We start from the raw sequence: 16,718 nt of genomic DNA, 5'->3' as shown, positions 1-16,718 counted from the left end.
TGCACCGGTACAACCACAACCTGGAGACCGCCCGGTCGCACTTCCCGTCGGTGGTCACCACCCACACCTGGCAGGAGCGCTTCGACACCCTGCAGATGGTGGCCGCGTCGGGAATGGAAGTCTGCTGCGGTGGGATCATCGGGATGGGCGAGACCCGGGCCCAGCGGGCGGAGTTCGCCGCCCAGCTGGCCCAGCTGGCACCCGATGAGGTGCCGATGAACTTCCTCAACCCCCGGCCTGGCACCCCGTTCGCCGACCTGCCGGTCCTCGAAGCCACCGAGGCGCTGCGGACGGTGGCCGCATTCCGGCTGGCGCTACCGCGCACGATCCTGCGCTTCGCCGGCGGACGGGAGATCACCCTGGGTGACCTGGGTGCCCGCGATGGGCTGCTGGGCGGGGTCAACGCGATCATCGTCGGCAACTACCTGACCACGCTGGGCCGACCGCCGCAGGAAGACCTGGCGCTGCTGGCCGAGCTGCGGATGCCGGTCAAGGCCCTGTCCGACGCGCTGTGACCGATGTCGACCACGCCTGCCGATCCGGTGTTCTGCCCGCGGTGTGGCCAGCCGGCCGCCGGTGGTGACCACGGCCGCTGCGAGGCCACCGGAAGCCTGGAACCGCCCCGGTTCTGCCCGCGCTGCGGGCGGCGGATGAAGGTTCAGGTCACCCCCTTGGCGTGGACAGCGGTGTGCAGCGAGCACGGACCCATGCAGGGGGAGCAGCAGTGACTGACCTGATCGATGTCGAGGGGCTGCTGGCGGTCGACCGCGGGCACGTGTGGCATCCGTATGCATCGATGACCGATCCGGCGGCGGTGCGGCTGGTGGAGTCCGCCCAGGGCGTGCGGCTGCAGATCGCCGGACACGGCGAGGTGATCGATGGCATGTCCTCGTGGTGGTGCGCGATCCACGGCTACCGCCATCCGGTGCTGGATGCCGCCGCGCATGATCAGCTGGCCGCGATGTCGCACGTGATGTTCGGTGGGCTGACCCACGCCCCGGCGGTCGGGTTGGTGCAGCGGCTGCTGGCGCTGACCCCGGAGCCGTTGCAGCACGTGTTCCTCTGCGACTCCGGATCGGTGTCGGTGGAGGTGTCGATCAAGATGGCGCTGCAGGCCGCCGTCGGCCGGGGGCAGCCCCGCCGGCGGCGGCTGCTCACCATCCGCGGCGGCTATCACGGCGACACGTTCGCGGCGATGAGCGTCTGCGACCCCGCCGGAGGGATGCACTCCCTGTTCACCGGGGTGCTGACCGAGCAGGTCTTCGCACCCCGGCCTCCGGCCGGGTTCGACCGCGACGCCGAGGACCCGCAGCTGCAGGCGTGGGCGGCGCAGACGACCCGCCTGTTCAACGAGCACGCGCCCGAGCTGGCCGCGGTGATCGTCGAGCCGGTGTTGCAGGGCGCCGGCGGGATGCACATCTACAGCCCGGCGTGCCTGCGTCTGCTGCGCCGGCTGTGCGACGAGCACGGCGTGCTGCTCATCCTTGATGAGATCGCCACCGGGTTCGGGCGCACCGGCACACTGTTCGCCGCCGAGCACGCCGACGTCATCCCAGACATCCTGTGCCTGGGTAAGGCGCTCACCGGCGGGTATCTGACCATGGCCGCTGTGCTGTGCACCGGGCCGGTCGCCGAGGCAGTCGGCGCCCAACCCGCCGGTGCGCTCATGCACGGCCCGACGTTCATGGCCAACCCCCTGGCCTGCGCCATCGCCTCGGCCAGTATCGACCTGCTCACCGGCCAGGACTGGGCCGCCCGGGTCCGCGGCATCGAAGGCGAGCTCACCGCCGGGCTCGCGCCGGCGGCCGAGCTGCCCGGCGTCGCCGACGTCCGGGTGATCGGCGCCGTCGGGGTGGTGGAGACCCGCGCACCGGTCGACGTGGCCCGCGCCACCGACGCCGCCCTGGCCGCCGGGGTGTGGCTGCGCCCGTTCCGCAACCTGATCTACACCATGCCGCCCTACATCAGCACCGCCGACAACATCGCCACCATCGCCGGCGGCGTGCTCGCCGCGGCCACCGCGGTCACCGCATGACCGACACCCACGCTCCCGCCACGGCAGGGTTGCTCGACCGGCTGCGCGCCCAGGCCGCCGCGCGTGCCGCGGCCGGGCTCACCCGATCGCTGCGACCCCGCACCGCCGAGCCGCGGTCGCTGGACCTGGCCGGCAACGACTACCTGGGGCTGGCCACCCATCCAGAGGTCACCGCCGCGGCCGCCGCCGCCGCGCACCAGTTCGGTGCCGGCGCCGGGGCCTCCCGGCTGGTCACCGGAACCCTGCCGCTGCACACCGACCTGGAACAGGCACTGGCCGAGCACTGCCGGCAACCGGCGGGACTGGTCTTCTCCTCCGGCTATCTGGCCAACCTCGGTGCGGTGACCGCGCTGGCCGGCCCGGACACCCTGATCGTCTCCGACGCCCACATCCACGCCTCCCTCGTCGACGCCTGCCGGCTGGCCCGCGCCCGCGTCCAGGTCGTGCCCCATGTCGACGTCGAGGCCGTCGAGGTGGCCCTGGCCGCCCGCACCGAGCCGCACGCGGTCGTGCTGGCCGAGTCGGTGTACTCCGTCCTCGGCGACGCCGCCCCCCTGACCGACCTGGTCCAAGTCATCCGCCGGCACGATGGGCTGCTGCTGGTCGATGAGGCCCACGGTCTCGGCGTCCGCGGCAACCGCGGCCAAGGTCTGGTCGCCGAGCTGGGCTTGGCCGGCGCCCCCGACGTGATCGTCACCGCCACCCTGTCCAAGGCCCTGGGCAGCCAGGGCGGCGCGGTGCTCGCCGCACCGGAGGTCATTGAGCATCTGATCAACACCGCCCGGCCGTTCATCTTCGACACCGGGCTCAACCCGCCCGCCGCAGCAGCCGCGCTCGCCGCGCTGCACGTCCTGCAACGCGAACCCGACCGCGTCACCGCCGTCGGCGCCTGCGCCCAGGCCCTCGCCGCCGCCGCCGGAGTCCCCGCCCCGGCCGGCGCCGTCCTCTCGGTACCCATGCCCTCCCCAGCCGAGGCTCTCGCCGCCGCCGAGGACCTCGCGCAGCGCGGCCTGCGGGTCGGCTGCTTCCGGCCTCCCTCCACCCCCGACGGCATCAGCCGGCTGCGGCTGACCGCCCACGCCACCCTCGACGACGCCGCCCGCACCGCCGCCACCGAAGCCCTCCGAGCTGTCCTCAACGCACCGGAGCTCCGGTGACCGGAGGAATCACCCTGGTCACCGGCACCGGCACCGACGTGGGTAAGACCATCGTCACCGCCGCCCTGGCCGCCCGTGCCACCACCGCCGGACAGCGGGTCGCCGCGGTCAAACCCGCCCAGACCGGTCTGCTGCCCGACCAGCCCGGCGACCTGGCCGTCGTTCAAAGCCTCGGCGGCGCGCACACCCTGCTCGAGCCGGTCCGGCTACCCGACCCGCTCGCCCCCGACACCGCCGCCCGCCGCGCCGGCATCGCTCTGCCTCCCATCGCCGACACCGCCGCACAGATCGTCGACCTCGCCGACACCCACGACCTGGTCCTCGTCGAAGGCGCCGGCGGGCTGCTCGTCCGCCTCGACAGCACCGGCGCCACACTCGCCGACCTGGCCGAAGCGCTGCAAGCCGCCGGCACGCGACCGCAGATCATCATCGCCGTGGCCGCCGGACTGGGCACCCTCAACGCCACCGAACTCACCGTCGAAGCCCTCCGCGTCCGCGGACTGCACCCCACCGGGCTGATCATCGGCTCCTGGCCGGCCCAGCCAGGGCTGGCCGAACACTGCAACCTCCACGACCTACCCCGCAGCGGCGTCCCCCTGCTCGGCCGCATCCCCGCTGGCGCCGCCGCCCTGTCGCCCGCAGACTTCCGGGCCGCCGCCCCCACCTGGCTTACTGGGTGAAAATCTAGCGACGTGCCAAGCCCGGAGTCCACTCCGAAATTGCGGCCTGTGGAGCCCGCCCAGGGCTCGTGCAAAGTCGTAGGGCGAGGCGCCGAGCTGCGGGTTTGGGGCGGGCACGGGCCGGTGGTGATCTGAAGGTGTCTGAAGCCGTCGATCACCAGCGAGGGGCCCGTGCCCGCAAGTTCATTCTCTCCGACCGCCGTGGTGGACGCCGTCACCGGGACCGGCCTGCCCCCGGGCCGGCTGGACGTGGTCGAGTCGATCAGCCTGTTGCAGGCCCTGTCGGAGGTTCCCGAGCCAAGGCGGGCCCGCGGGCGTCGTCACAGTCTGCAATCGGTTCTATTCCTCGCCGTGGGTGCGGTCCTGGCCGGTGCCCGCTCCTGGGCGGCGATCGCCCAGTGGGCCCGCCATGCCGAGCAGCCGATCACTGTCTGCGGTCCGACGCCGCACGCGACCACGTTCGGTCGGGTGCTGGCCGCGGTCGATGCGGCCGCGCTGCAGCGGGTGCTGACCGGCTGGGTGCTCGCCCGGTCTCGGGCACGAGCGCAGCAGGCCGGCGACGGCGCTCGACCCCGCGGGGAGAACCGAGTCGTGGTGGCCGTCGACGGCAAGACGTTGCGCGGCGTCCGCTACGGCGCGGGTGAGCAGGCCAAGCTGGTCACGGTGTTCGACCACGCCCACCGGCTGGTGCTCGCCCAGGCCGAAGTCACCGACGGCGATGAACTGGCGGCGTTCCCCGCCGTGCTCGACGCCCTGCCTGACCTGCGCGAGACGGTGGTCACCGCCGACGCACTGCACTGCCAGCGCAGCCACGCCGACTACCTGCACCGCCGCGGCGCGCACTACCTGTTCACCGTCAAGGGCAACCAGCCCACGCTGCAGCGGGCGCTGGCCCGGCTGCCCTGGGCCCAGGCGCCCGGCCTGCTGGCCCGGCATGTCGGCCACGGCCGGACCGAGTCCCGGTCGATCAAGGTCATCGACCTCGACGCCACGCCGGAGGCGGCACTGTTCCCGCACGGCGCCCGGGCGATCAAGGTGGTCCGCCGACGCCGTCTTCCCGGCCGCGGCAAGCCGTCGGTGAAGACGGTGTACGCGATCACCTCGCTGGGTCACCGCGACGCCGACCCACGCCTGCTGGCCGACTGGATCCGCTCGCACTGGACGATCGAGAACTCGCTGCACTGGGTCCGGGACGTCACCCAGGGTGAAGACCACTCCCGCGTACGCACCGGCAACGGACCCCAGGTGATGGCCGCCCTGCGCAACACCGCGATCAACATCATCCGGCTCCGCGGCGGCACCAACATCGCCGCCGCCCACCGCGAGTTCAGTTACCGGCCCACCGACGTCCTCGACGCCCTCACCACAGCGTGACCGTGACACGAGTCAGCAGGTCAGGCCGCCCATTCACGACTTTGCACGAGCCCTGGGAGCCCGCCCGTGTGAAAAAAATGGAAGCGAGGACCGCCGCCTACGAATAGACGACGAGTCCTTGGGAAAGGCGACAGGCCTCGGGCAGCCGGCGGAGCGCCGCCGCCCAACCGGCGAGGAATCTAGTTGGCCGCGCGGCGGATTCCGAGGTTCGTCGATAATTTGGATTATGTCAGTCTAGGGTCGTCTGGGCCGTCTACGGGCGCTTCCTGGCGTACGCAGCGGGCTGCACGCTAGGGAGCGGTCGGCTCCGGTCGGGACCATCCTGTGAGGATGGGTCGGTAACCGCGGAGCCCGAGTTCACCCTGCCGGCTGGCTACGCCGAGCTACTGGAGGACCTCAAGAGCACCGTTGCTGAAGCCAGGTGGCGCGCCCAGCGGGTCGTCAACACGGAGCTGATCGGGCTCTACTGGCAGATCGGGAACGCGGTGCTGCAGCGCCAGCGCGCCGAAGGCTGGGGCACCCGGGTGATCGACCGGCTGGCCACCGATCTGCGTGCGGCGTTCCCGCAGATGCGCGGACTGTCCCGCAGCAACCTCTTCTACATGCGACAGATGGCGGCCGCCTGGCCGGAGGAGGCGATCGTCCAACAGCCTGTTGGACGATTGCCTTGGGGGCACGTCACCGTCCTGCTGGACAAGCTCGCCGACCCCGACGAGCGGAACTGGTACGCCGCCGCGGCGGTGGAGCATGGCTGGTCCCGCAACGTGTTGCTTCACCAGATCATGAACCGGTTGCACTCCCGAACCGGTGCCGCGCCCTCGAACTTCCCCGGCGTGCTGCCCGCCGCGGACTCCGAACTGGCTCAGCAGATGACCCGCGACCCGTACGTCTTGGACTTCCTCGACCTCGCCGGCCCGGTCGCCGAACGCGACCTCGAAGACGCCCTCATGACCCGGCTGCAAGCCTTCCTGCTCGAGCTGGGCCACGGCTTCGCCTTCGTCGCGCGCCAGTACCGCTTCGAGGTCGACGGCGACGAGTACTCCATCGACCTGCTGTTCTTCAACTGGGCACAGTCCCGGTTCGTGGTCGTCGAACTCAAGGTCGGTCGCTTCAGCCCCGAACACGCCGGCCAGCTGGGCTTCTACGTCTCCTGGATCGATGAGAGCCTGCGCGATCCCGACCGGCACTCCTCCACCGTCGGGATCCTGCTGTGTACCAGCCGCAACGACAGCGTCGTGCGTTACTCCCTCGCCGGCACCACCACGCCGCTGGCTGTTGCCGGCTACACCTACGACACGCTGCCCGCCTCGGCGCGCACCGCCGTCCCCACCGACACCGAGCTCGCGACCGCCGCCGGAGCAGTCCTCGACCAGTACGCAACCGGGCCGCAACCGCGCAACGACCGACGCAGCACTGGCGAGTAAGGCGCGCAGCCCACCCGCGAGGCTGTCGCGCACCGCTTCGGGGCGTCGCTGCGTGATTCGGCGGGACGAGACTGCTGCACAGACTGGTGAACTGGCTCTCGCGGTGAGCCGTCACCCGGCTACATAGCGCTGGCGGAGACCGCGCCACCTACCGCTGCACGTCACAGTCGTCGGCGGGACCGGCGCCCCGTTACCCCCCCGTCTCACTTCCAAGGAAGTGAGACGCATGCATCTAGGCTTCAAGCCGTCGCATCCCCCGAGTGGTCTTGGTAGGGGGGTTCTTGCGCGCCTTGGCTCACCTGCTGAATGACCGACTGGCTAGGGTCCGCCCACCATGGCGGAACCTGGTCCACTGGTGTAGACATCGCGGGTCAGTGACCGTGCGGCCACCGCCCGACTGTTCCTGCGCCCGTCCTTACGCCCTCGGCGAGAAAAGAGCCCGCAGGGCCGCGCCTGAGCCGCTGCCGGGTTGCGCGGGGTCAGCCGGCTTTTCCGCCATAGCCGGAGGTTGCGGTCAAGGTGATGATCAGTCGGCGTTCTTCCACCATGGCGCGGTGGTACTCCGCCCAGTCCGGGTGTTCTCTTCCGGCGATGGCCGTGTGAAGCTCGGCGAGGGCCTGGCCGGTGGCATCGCTGGGGATGGTCGTGGTGGGTGACAGTTCCGCGGTGCCATCGAGGGCTGCCCAGGCCGACAGGTCCGGCGAGCTCACGTGCAGGACGGCGCGGGGGTCGCGACGCAGGTTCCGGGTCTTGGCGCGGTCCTCGGTGACCGAGATCCGGATCCGGTGGCCGTCGAGGGCGTAGACGACGTTGCTCGTCTGCGGTCTTCCGTCGCGGCGCACCGTGACCAGAACGCCGACGCGCTGGGAGGCCACCAGGGCTAACGCCTCGGCGAAGGTCACCGCTCCACGGTACCGACGAGCGAGTCACCTGTCCTCTCCGCTCGATGGTCGACGGGATCTGTCAGCCGGCGGGGGTGTCGGGGCGGGCGCGCACGAGATTGGTCGCCAGCAGGCGCAGTACGACGTCGCCGGCCTGGTTGACCAGCTCGATCCGGGTTTGGACGATCCCCCGGTCCGGTTTGCTCTGGGAGATGCGAGCGTCTTCGACCGTGGTGCGCAGCGTGAGTTCGTCACCGGGTCGCACCGGCAGGATCCACCGCAGCTGGTCCACGCCCGGGGAGCCGAGGCTGGAGACGGGGGACAGGTACTCCTCGGCCAGCAGGCGCATCATCAGCGCGCAGGTATGCCAGCCGCTGGCGATCAGCCCTCCGAACGGGCTCGCAGCGGCCGCGTCGGCGTCGACGTGGAACGGCTGCGGGTCGAACCGCCGGCCGAACTCCACAACCTCGGACGCGGTCACCTGGATGGGGCCGTGTTCGGAGGTCGTGCCGGGGACGTAGTCGGCGAAGTAGCGCTCGATCATCGACGGAACCTATCGAGGAGGACGGTCGGCCGCTGCGGGCCGGTCGAGGAGTCAGACGCCAGCGTGGGACGTCGGTGTGGGACGTCGGTGTGGGACGTCGGTGTGGGACGTCGGCCGGGTCAGGCCGCCGAGTCCACCAGCGCTGAGGCCCGGTCGGATCCGACGGCCGCGATCTCTCCGGTGACGTCGCCGGCCGCGAGTGCGGCGATGAGCTGGGCAGGCTGGGTGGGGTGGTTGAGCTGGCCGTCGGCGTGGAAGCGCTGGAACATGCCGTGCACCTGGTCGCCGATGAGGTCGGCGGGTTGGTCGCGCATGTAGTCCTGCATGGCGGTGTCGACCGGGCCGGGGTCGACCGCGGTGACGGTGACCCCGGTGCCGGCCAGCTCGGCGGCGAGGTTGACCGTCAGCTGATTCAGTCCCGCCTTGCTGGAGGAGTAGGCCGCCGCGCGCGGCATGCCGGGTGCGTTCGCCGCACCGGTGGTGACGTTGACGATCCGACCCCAGCCGGCCGCCAGCATCCCCGGCAGCGTGAGGCGGATGCAGCGCAGCGGGCCGACCAGGTTGATCGCCACCGCCTGCGCGAACTGCTCCGGGTCGATGCTCGCGGTCGGGCCGACCGGCCAGCTCACCCCGGCGTTGTTGACCAGGACGTCGATGTTCCCCAGCTCCCCGGTCAGCTGGTGCAGCCCCTCGGCCAGGGAGGTGGCGTCGGCGACATCACCCGATGCCCCCGCGGCTCGGTGCCCGGCCGCGCGCAGCTCCTCGACCGTCCGGTCCACTTCGTCGACCGATCGGGCCAGCACGGCGACCGCTGCACCGGCCTCGGCCAGGGCCAGTGCGGTCGCGCGACCGATTCCGCGGCCGCCGCCGGTGACCAGCGCGGTGCGGGCCTGCAGGGGCAGAGCCATAGGGGTGTCTCCTCTTCCTGGAGCCAGTCTTCCTGGAGCCGGGCCCTGACGTGAGGTCCCGTCGTCGGCACTCGGGGCCTGGCCTCATCCCTCCTAGCCAGGAGCCGCCCGTTCCACTCACCGGCCGGACGGATCGGTCACCGACGACTCCGGCCACGACGGTGCCGCAGGCGTCCGGCCGCTGCCAACGGAGGTGCTGGTCAGCCCACCGTGGAGAGGGTGGCCTCGGCGTCGTCGCGGAAGCGGACGCCGATGCCTGGGTCGTCGCTGGGCCGCAGGGTGCCGTTGCGGATGTCGGGTGGCCGATGGAACAGGTCGTCCCACCAGCCGGGCATGTACTCGACGATCAAGGCATTCGGGCAGGCGGCGAGCAGGTGGATGCTGACCTCGATGAACAGGTGATTGGACACCGGCAGGCCGGCGAGCTGGGCCTGGGCCGCGGCGAGGAGGAATCCGGTGGGTCCGCCGCAGTGCTGCAGGTCGGGCATCAGCACCGCGGCCGCGTCCTGCTCGATCAGCGGGCGCAGCCCTTCGGCGCCGAACACGCTCTCCCCGGCCGCCACCGGCGTCCGGACGGTGGCAGCGACCCGAGCCATCCCGGCCACGTCGTCGACGTCGACCGGTTCCTCGAGCCAGAACAGCCCGAGGTCGTCCAGCGCCCGGGCGGCGGCCAGCGCCTGGACCCGGGACCAGCCCTGGTTGGCGTCCACCATCAGCTGGGTCGCCGGATCCAGCGCCTCGCGGACGCGGCTGACGCGCTCGACGTCGTGGCGCCAATCCGGTGAGCCGACCCGCATCTTGTAGTGGCCGAAGCCCCGCTCTTGCACGGCGAGGGCCTCGGTGACGAGTTCCTCCTCGGACAGGGACAGCCAGCCGGGTTGGGCGTAGACCGGCAGGGCGGCGGGGCTGCCACCCAGCATCCGGTAGAGCGGTAGGTCGACGGCCCGGGCGTGCAGGTCCCACAGCGCGGTGTCGATCGCGGAGAGGGCCAGCATGCTGATCCCCGACTGCCCGGTCAGGCTCACCCGCTGTCGCAGCTGCGCGGCCAGCCCGCGGATGTTGCGGGGGTCGGTCCCGTGCAGCAGGCCGGCGAAGTCTTCCAGGACCCGGCAGACCGCCTGCGCTTGCCCGGCGGCCAGGGTGAGCGCTGCCCCCTGCCCGGTGACGCCGTCGGCGGAGATCTCCACCAGGGCGTTGTGGGTGTGGGTGGTCGAGTGGATGGCGGTGCGCATCGGGCTGCGCATGGGCACGGGTGCGTAGCCGACCCGGATCTGGTCGATCCTCATCGGGCTCCCTCCGTTGGCGCGAGGCCGCGGGCGCGCAGCTGCTCGACCAAGTGAGCGGTCGCCGGCACCGGGATCCCGTGCTCGGCCGCTCTGCGGACGACGGCTCCGCCGATGGCCTCCAGCTCGGTCGGCCGGCCGGCGGCCGCGTCACGCTGCATGGACGACTGCATGCTCGCCGGGACCTGGTCGAAGAACTCCAGGACGCCGCGCTCGTCGGCGGGCGCGCCCTCGGCGCGGGCGACGGCCGCCACCTCGGCGATCACCGCCACCAGGTCCTCGCGGCGGCGCTCGCGGACCACCCCGGCGGGGGCGTCCTCGTCGGTGGTCAGCAGCGCGAGCGGAGCGAGGAAATTCAGCTTCCCCCACACGATGGCGCCCTCGTCCTCGGTGACGCGCACGTCCAGGCCTGCCTGCCGCAGCGCGTGGGCGAGCTGCTCGACCCGGTCGCGCAGCCCGTGGCCGGCGGCCAGCTCGATGGAGGCAAAGGGGCTGTCGTGGCGGATCTCCGCGGGCGCCACCCGGCTCGACTCGACCCGGATGGTCCCCGCCACCACAGCCGCCCCGGGATACCACTGCCGCAGCAAAGCGACGTGCTCCACCCCGTTGAGGAGGGGAACCACGAGCGCACCGCCGAGAACGTCAGCCGGCACCCGCTGCGCCGCGGTGTCCAACTGAGTGGCCTTGACGGTCACCAGGCAGACGTCGACCGGCTCGGACAGCCGTTCGGCGGCCCGCACCGGGACGGTGAAGCTGCCGAACCTGCCGCTGTCGACGCGCAGGCCCTGGCGGTTCAGGACCGCGGCGGTGTCGGCCCCGGCCAGGCAGGTGACGGTCGCCCCCGCGCGAGCCAGCAGCCCGGCGAGCAGGCCACCGACCCCGCCGGGGCCGAGCACGGCGACACGCAGGCTGGCAAGGCCGGCACGGTCTTCCGGGGCAAGTGCATGTCCGGTGTCGCGGTCCATGGACCGAACGTAGCCGCGGGTGCGCCGCCCGGCAGCCGCGCACGGACGCCCCGCGAACGGCTCAGGGGCCGATCGTGGCCTCGACCGCGCCCAAGTGCTCGGCGGTCACCTCGATGTGGTCGCCCGGCCGCACCCGGATCAGCCCCAGCGGCGTGCCGGTCAGGATCAGCTGCCCAGGACACACAGTCAGGCCGTGATCGGCCAGATGCTGCGCCAGCCACCGCAGCGACCCCGCCGGTCCTCCCGGGACGCCGTCCATGGGCCCTTCCTCGACACAGGTCCCGTTGATCTGGACGGTCAACCGCCCGGTCACCGGCTCGCCCTCGCGCCACGGCACCTCCGCCGCCGGCGGAGGGAGGACCACTCCGGCGTTGATGCCGTTGTTGGCCACGAGCTCCGACAGCGTCGGCGGCTGCCCACGGAAGACGTAGTTATGCAGCTCGATGACCGGGAACATGTATGCGACCCGGCCGTCGCCGCCCACGCGCACGGCCAGTTCGCCCTCGATCGCCAGGTCGGCGTAGGCGGAATAGGACAGCTCGCTGCCCGAAGAGTGGAGCTCGGTGTCGTACAGGAGCCCGCGGATCGGCCCGTCCAGCCCGAACTGCGCCCGGGTCCCAGGGCCGGTGCAGCCGACCTTATAACCGACCACCTGCTCCGCCGGGCCACGCAGGGCCGCCACCTCGACCTGCACCCGGTAGGCATCCTCGAGAGCAAGCGGCGGCCGTCCGGGGTCGGCGAAGGACATGCCCGGCGTCCCGGCCCGGTAGTCGGCCAGCTGTCGAAGGGCCAGCGAGCGCACCAATCCGGTCACGCCCGCAACCTTCCCCCGCGGGCGGGCAGGCTGCACCCGCCCATGCGCTAAAACACGCACCCGCCGCGACTCCGGCGTGGGCGGGCCCCCGGCGCAGTACGAGACTGCGGTGCGGGCCGCGTTCCCGGACGAAGAAAACCGGGGCTGCCTTGAGGATCTCGTTGGCCTCACGCAGGTCTCGAACCTCGGCCTTCAAGCGCTCGCGCTCCTCACGTTCCTCGCTTGTGGGCCGATCGGCCTGGTCGACCTGAACTTGTAGGATCCACTTCCGCAGCGTCTCGGCGCCGGCACGCAGTTTCGGCCCGAGCGCCTTCGCGCAGGCGTAGGGCGTCGGTACTCCGCGAGCCGGTCCATCGCCATCCGCACTGACCAGCCAGCCGCACGCGGCGGGAGGAACGACCCGAGGTCTCGGGTTCCGCAGCTGAGGGTTGCGCTGGTGACGCGAATTCGTGGGTTGACCTGCGGGTTCGACCTCGGGTTCCGCAGCTGAGTGGAACCCGAGGAGGTGGAAAAGCCGAACAGGCCTGCAGACCTCACACGCCCATCACCAGAAATGGACTACCCGGCCAGGATCAGATCGGCCGATACATTCGGGCGGAGCATCGGGGTTCAGTGCGGGCCGAACACGTTCTCCGCGAAGTGCCGGGCGGCTCGCGGCGGCATGTGGGGGACCAGGGCGCGCAGCCCGTTGAGCTCGCTGAGTGTCAGCCGTCCGAACAGGTCGTCCCAGTCGTCACCGGAGTGGTAGGCCGTGATCAGCGCCTTGAGCGCTCGGCGGGTGGGGTCGGGAAGGGATCCCCTGCCGACTGCTGCTCGGGCCTCAGCCATGGGTCCGCCCGTATCCGTTCCATCGGCGTTGCCCCGCCGGGCCGACCGCCGACCGCCGGTCGCCGGACCGGGTGACGATCGGCACGACGGCGTTCCTCAGGGCAACCCACTGGCCGACGCTGGTGATCCACCGGTCATTACGAATCATGGGCACGCACTCTTTCGGATGAGGGGGTTGGGGCCGTGGAGGGCATGGTGGTCAGCCGGCGGGGCGGTGTACGCCGCCGGCGGCGGAGTTCACGCCCTCGGCGAGGGTGGGGTGTACGTGGATGGCCCGGGCGATGTCGGCGTAGCTGGCGCCGGCGACCATCGCGATCACGGCCTCGTGAATGAGGTTGCCGGCGTCGGGGCCGGCGATGTGGCAGCCAAGGATCTGGTCGGTAGCGGCGTCGACGACGAATTTGATCAGCCCGATGGTTGACCCGATGGCGCGCGCTTTGGCGACCCCGTCGAAGGCCTGCCGGCCGACGATGACGTCGTGGCCGGCGGCGCGGGCCTGCTCCTCGGTGAGCCCGACGGCGGCGACCTCGGGGTCGAGGAACACCGCGTGCGGCACGATCCGGCCTGCGATCGACCGGTCGGTGTTGCGGAAGGCGGTGCGGTAGACGACGTCGGCGTCGTCGCGGGCGGTGTGGGTGAACATGGGGCCGCCGCGCAGGTCGCCCAGGGCCCACACGTCCTCCGCCGACGTGCGGAGCTGGTCGTCGACGGTGAGGAAGCCGCCCGGTCCCGGCTGCAGGCCCAGGTGTTCCAGGCCGAGCCGGTCAGTGTTGGGGGCGCGGCCGGTGGCGATCAGCAGGTGTGTTCCGGTGACCTCCTCCGCGGTCGTCCCGCTGCAGCCCAGTCGGATCGCACCGGCGGCGCCGTCGGCGTGCACGCAGGCCGTGGACAGCCGCACGTCGATGCCGTCGGCGGAAAAGCCTTCGAGCACGGCTGTGGAGATCTCGGCGTCCTCACCGGGCAGCAGCCGGTCGGCGCGCTGGATGACGGTCACCTGGGAGCCGAACCGGCGGAACATCTGGGCGAATTCGCAGCCGACGTACCCGCCGCCGACGACGATGAGGTGCTCGGGTAGCTCACGCAGGTCCAAGAGGGTGCGGGAGGTGAGGTAGGGGACGCGGTCGATGCCGGCGATGTCGGGGATCGCCGTTCTCGTGCCGGTGACCAGGAAGATGCGGTCGGCCTCGATCACGGTTCCCTCACCGTTCCCGACCTGCAGGCGGCGGGGGCCGGTGAAGCGGCCTTCGGCGTGGAAAAAGTCCATTCCCTCGGCCTTGCCCACCGCCCGGTAGGAGCCCGCCCTGATGTCGGCGACGATCTGGTCCTTGCGGTCCACGACTTCGCCGAGGTCGACGCGGGGTGCGCCGGTGTGCACACCGAACTCCGCGGCCCTGCGTACCTGGTGGGCGACGGTGGCCGAGGCGATCATCGTCTTGGTGGGGATGCAGCCGCGGTTGAGGCAGGTGCCGCCGAGCAGCTCCTTCTCCACGAAGGCCGTGCGCCCGTGCCGGGCGGCCCGTAGTGCTATGGGCAGGCCGGCCATTCCACCGCCGATCACCAGGCTGTCGTATCGCTCGCTCACACCGTTCCCTTCGGTCATGCCGGGCCGCGCCCATCCGGTGTTCGGCTCACCGGACTGTCTTGCCGCGGTTCGCGACTCCGTCGACGGGAGTGCATGAGGCGGGGGCTGCCCAGGTAGGGGCGGGGCCATGCACCGACGCGGTCCGCTTCCTGGAGTGCTCGTTGCGCCCGTTGCGGCGCAACGGTGCTCAGGAGCGATGGTCGCGGTGAAGCGTGGAGACGATCGTCGACCACTTGCCACCCGCACGGAGTTGGCGAGCACCGCCGTCACGCTGACGACCATCACGATCATCGCCCCGACGGGATAGACCAGCCCGGTTGCCACGAGTGGAACGCCGATTCCATTGAACAGGAACGACAGCACGATGTTCTGTCGCAGCCGGCGGTAGGCGCGCCCGGCGAGGCCGCGTGCGGCGAGGATGGCGGGAAGCCGGTTGCCGACGATGACGACGTCGGTGAACTCGATCGCGATCTCGATGCCGCCCATGGCGATCCAGGGCTCGTGCAAAGTCGTAGGGCGAGGCGCCGAGCTGCGGGTTTGGGGCGGGCACGGGCCGGTGGTGATCTGAAGGTGTCTGAAGCCGTCGATCACCAGCGAGGGGCCCGTGCCCGCAAGTTCATTCTCTCCGACCGCCGTGGTGGACGCCGTCACCGGGACCGGCCTGCCCCCGGGCCGGCTGGACGTGGTCGAGTCGATCAGCCTGTTGCAGGCCCTGTCGGAGGTTCCCGAGCCAAGGCGGGCCCGCGGGCGTCGTCACAGTCTGCAATCGGTTCTATTCCTCGCCGTGGGTGCGGTCCTGGCCGGTGCCCGCTCCTGGGCGGCGATCGCCCAGTGGGCCCGCCATGCCGAGCAGCCGATCACTGTCTGCGGTCCGACGCCGCACGCGACCACGTTCGGTCGGGTGCTGGCCGCGGTCGATGCGGCCGCGCTGCAGCGGGTGCTGACCGGCTGGGTGCTCGCCCGGTCTCGGGCACGAGCGCAGCAGGCCGGCGACGGCGCTCGACCCCGCGGGGAGAACCGAGTCGTGGTGGCCGTCGACGGCAAGACGTTGCGCGGCGTCCGCTACGGCGCGGGTGAGCAGGCCAAGCTGGTCACGGTGTTCGACCACGCCCACCGGCTGGTGCTCGCCCAGGCCGAAGTCACCGACGGCGATGAACTGGCGGCGTTCCCCGCCGTGCTCGACGCCCTGCCTGACCTGCGCGAGACGGTGGTCACCGCCGACGCACTGCACTGCCAGCGCAGCCACGCCGACTACCTGCACCGCCGCGGCGCGCACTACCTGTTCACCGTCAAGGGCAACCAGCCCACGCTGCAGCGGGCGCTGGCCCGGCTGCCCTGGGCCCAGGCGCCCGGCCTGCTGGCCCGGCATGTCGGCCACGGCCGGACCGAGTCCCGGTCGATCAAGGTCATCGACCTCGACGCCACGCCGGAGGCGGCACTGTTCCCGCACGGCGCCCGGGCGATCAAGGTGGTCCGCCGACGCCGTCTTCCCGGCCGCGGCAAGCCGTCGGTGAAGACGGTGTACGCGATCACCTCGCTGGGTCACCGCGACGCCGACCCACGCCTGCTGGCCGACTGGATCCGCTCGCACTGGACGATCGAGAACTCGCTGCACTGGGTCCGGGACGTCACCCAGGGTGAAGACCACTCCCGCGTACGCACCGGCAACGGACCCCAGGTGATGGCCGCCCTGCGCAACACCGCGATCAACATCATCCGGCTCCGCGGCGGCACCAACATCGCCGCCGCCCACCGCGAGTTCAGTTACCGGCCCACCGACGTCCTCGACGCCCTCACCACAGCGTGACCGTGACACGAGTCAGCAGGTCAGGCCGCCCATTCACGACTTTGCACGAGCCCTGCATGGCGATCCCGACGTCGGCCTGGGTGAGCGCCGGTGCGTCGTTGATGTCGTCGCCGACCATCGCCACTCGCTGAGCAGGGACGACGTGTTGCACGTTCAACCGGTCAACCAGGACCCACGGGAAGGACCGGAGAGCCAGTTCTTGCCGCCGTTGCGTCTCAGCTGCGAAGCCCCAGTTTCCGTACGGCGCGCGTCCGCTTTTCGAGCCACCAGCCGAACTCCGGAGGCCACATTTGGTGGTCCTGGTCAGCGCCTAGTGCCGGGTCAGGCAACCTTCGCCCTCTTGATGGTCTCGGCTCGGCGGACGACTTTGCGGAGCTTGGGATCGGTGACGTGCCGGTTCCGCCAGGCGATGTAGCGGCGGATCATGCTGGCCTGC

General features: G+C 71.5%; 15 protein-coding genes and 1 pseudogene. 7 read left to right on the top strand and 9 right to left on the bottom strand.

All coding sequences use genetic code 11. From position 1 onward, the window contains the following. From G5C62_RS18685 to G5C62_RS18660, 6 genes and pseudogenes are all read left to right on the top strand, one after another. Nucleotides 1-515, top strand: a pseudogene (locus G5C62_RS18685) (biotin synthase); the annotation flags it as partial. Nucleotides 516-724: 209 nt separating this feature from the next. Further along, nucleotides 725-2,035, top strand: a complete 1,311-nt coding sequence (locus G5C62_RS18680; RefSeq protein ID WP_241175987.1) for an adenosylmethionine--8-amino-7-oxononanoate transaminase — start codon at nucleotides 725-727, stop codon at nucleotides 2,033-2,035. Next, nucleotides 2,032-3,192 carry an 8-amino-7-oxononanoate synthase gene (locus G5C62_RS18675; protein WP_164702212.1) on the top strand — a complete coding sequence of 387 codons (1,161 nt, stop codon included), beginning with the start codon at nucleotides 2,032-2,034 and terminating at the stop codon, nucleotides 3,190-3,192. Before G5C62_RS18680 ends, G5C62_RS18675 begins: the two co-directional genes overlap by 4 nt. Then, nucleotides 3,189-3,872: a dethiobiotin synthase gene (gene bioD, locus G5C62_RS18670; protein WP_164702211.1), complete on the top strand. Its 684-nt coding sequence runs from the start codon at nucleotides 3,189-3,191 to the stop codon at nucleotides 3,870-3,872. The genes G5C62_RS18675 and bioD overlap by 4 nt, the downstream gene beginning before the upstream one ends. 171 nt (nucleotides 3,873-4,043) lie before the next feature. Then, nucleotides 4,044-5,246 (top strand): ISAs1 family transposase, encoded by a 1,203-nt coding sequence (locus tag G5C62_RS18665; protein ID WP_164702203.1) that lies wholly within the window; start codon nucleotides 4,044-4,046, stop codon nucleotides 5,244-5,246. A 266-nt stretch (nucleotides 5,247-5,512) separates the two neighbouring features. Next, entirely contained in the window at nucleotides 5,513-6,670 is a 1,158-nt protein-coding gene (locus G5C62_RS18660; protein ID WP_346774131.1) for a PDDEXK nuclease domain-containing protein, read from the top strand. 479 nt (nucleotides 6,671-7,149) lie between these two features. Here G5C62_RS18660 and G5C62_RS18655 read toward each other — a convergent pair whose 3' ends face one another. The 8 genes from G5C62_RS18655 to G5C62_RS18620 form a co-directional block, all read right to left on the bottom strand. After that, nucleotides 7,150-7,572, bottom strand: a complete 423-nt coding sequence (locus G5C62_RS18655; RefSeq protein ID WP_164702210.1) for a PPOX class F420-dependent oxidoreductase — start codon at nucleotides 7,570-7,572, stop codon at nucleotides 7,150-7,152. A gap of 61 nt (nucleotides 7,573-7,633) precedes the next feature. Further along, nucleotides 7,634-8,095, bottom strand: coding sequence for a MaoC family dehydratase (locus G5C62_RS18650; RefSeq protein WP_164702209.1), 462 nt, complete (start codon nucleotides 8,093-8,095; stop codon nucleotides 7,634-7,636). A 119-nt stretch (nucleotides 8,096-8,214) separates the two neighbouring features. Then, nucleotides 8,215-9,003: an SDR family NAD(P)-dependent oxidoreductase gene (locus tag G5C62_RS18645; RefSeq protein ID WP_164702208.1), complete on the bottom strand. Its 789-nt coding sequence runs from the start codon at nucleotides 9,001-9,003 to the stop codon at nucleotides 8,215-8,217. Between the two features lie 200 nt (nucleotides 9,004-9,203). Then, nucleotides 9,204-10,289: a mandelate racemase/muconate lactonizing enzyme family protein gene (locus G5C62_RS18640; RefSeq protein WP_164702207.1), complete on the bottom strand. Its 1,086-nt coding sequence runs from the start codon at nucleotides 10,287-10,289 to the stop codon at nucleotides 9,204-9,206. Then, nucleotides 10,286-11,251, bottom strand: a complete 966-nt coding sequence (locus G5C62_RS18635) for a ketopantoate reductase family protein (protein WP_164702206.1) — start codon at nucleotides 11,249-11,251, stop codon at nucleotides 10,286-10,288. Before G5C62_RS18635 ends, G5C62_RS18640 begins: the two co-directional genes overlap by 4 nt. A gap of 61 nt (nucleotides 11,252-11,312) precedes the next feature. Then, nucleotides 11,313-12,065 carry a 2-keto-4-pentenoate hydratase gene (locus G5C62_RS18630; protein ID WP_164702205.1) on the bottom strand — a complete coding sequence of 251 codons (753 nt, stop codon included), beginning with the start codon at nucleotides 12,063-12,065 and terminating at the stop codon, nucleotides 11,313-11,315. A 609-nt stretch (nucleotides 12,066-12,674) separates the two neighbouring features. Further along, complete coding sequence (locus G5C62_RS18625; RefSeq protein WP_164702204.1) at nucleotides 12,675-12,893, bottom strand: hypothetical protein; 219 nt, start codon at nucleotides 12,891-12,893, stop codon at nucleotides 12,675-12,677. A 199-nt stretch (nucleotides 12,894-13,092) separates the two neighbouring features. Further along, on the bottom strand, nucleotides 13,093-14,961 hold the full coding sequence (locus G5C62_RS18620; protein WP_241175986.1) for an NAD(P)/FAD-dependent oxidoreductase: 1,869 nt from the start codon (nucleotides 14,959-14,961) through the stop codon (nucleotides 13,093-13,095). Nucleotides 14,962-15,079: 118 nt separating this feature from the next. Between G5C62_RS18620 and G5C62_RS18615 the strand changes: the two genes are divergently transcribed. After that, nucleotides 15,080-16,282, top strand: a complete 1,203-nt coding sequence (locus G5C62_RS18615; protein WP_164702203.1) for an ISAs1 family transposase — start codon at nucleotides 15,080-15,082, stop codon at nucleotides 16,280-16,282. Here G5C62_RS18615 and G5C62_RS28730 read toward each other — a convergent pair. After that, complete coding sequence (locus G5C62_RS28730; RefSeq protein WP_277424805.1) at nucleotides 16,269-16,400, bottom strand: hypothetical protein; 132 nt, start codon at nucleotides 16,398-16,400, stop codon at nucleotides 16,269-16,271. The two genes, G5C62_RS18615 and G5C62_RS28730, sit on opposite strands and share 14 nt — an antisense overlap. Between the last annotated feature and the right edge of the window lie 318 nt (nucleotides 16,401-16,718).

The organism is Modestobacter sp. KNN46-3, from assembly GCF_011039295.1.
This window is presented reverse-complemented; position numbering and strand designations above follow the sequence as displayed.

What these genes read in the sequence shown, in the direction of transcription:
- G5C62_RS18675 (WP_164702212.1), top strand. Translation starts at nt 2,032, where the DNA reads ATGACCGACACCCACGCTCCCGCCACGGCAGGGTTGCTCGACCGGCTG.
- G5C62_RS18650 (WP_164702209.1), bottom strand. Translation starts at nt 8,095, where the DNA reads ATGATCGAGCGCTACTTCGCCGACTACGTCCCCGGCACGACCTCCGAA.
- G5C62_RS18645 (WP_164702208.1), bottom strand. Translation starts at nt 9,003, where the DNA reads ATGGCTCTGCCCCTGCAGGCCCGCACCGCGCTGGTCACCGGCGGCGGC.
- G5C62_RS18640 (WP_164702207.1), bottom strand. Translation starts at nt 10,289, where the DNA reads ATGAGGATCGACCAGATCCGGGTCGGCTACGCACCCGTGCCCATGCGC.
- G5C62_RS18635 (WP_164702206.1), bottom strand. Translation starts at nt 11,251, where the DNA reads ATGGACCGCGACACCGGACATGCACTTGCCCCGGAAGACCGTGCCGGC.
- G5C62_RS18625 (WP_164702204.1), bottom strand. Translation starts at nt 12,893, where the DNA reads ATGGCTGAGGCCCGAGCAGCAGTCGGCAGGGGATCCCTTCCCGACCCC.
- G5C62_RS18620 (WP_241175986.1), bottom strand. Translation starts at nt 14,961, where the DNA reads ATGGGCGGCATCGAGATCGCGATCGAGTTCACCGACGTCGTCATCGTC.
- G5C62_RS28730 (WP_277424805.1), bottom strand. Translation starts at nt 16,400, where the DNA reads ATGGTCGGCGACGACATCAACGACGCACCGGCGCTCACCCAGGCCGAC.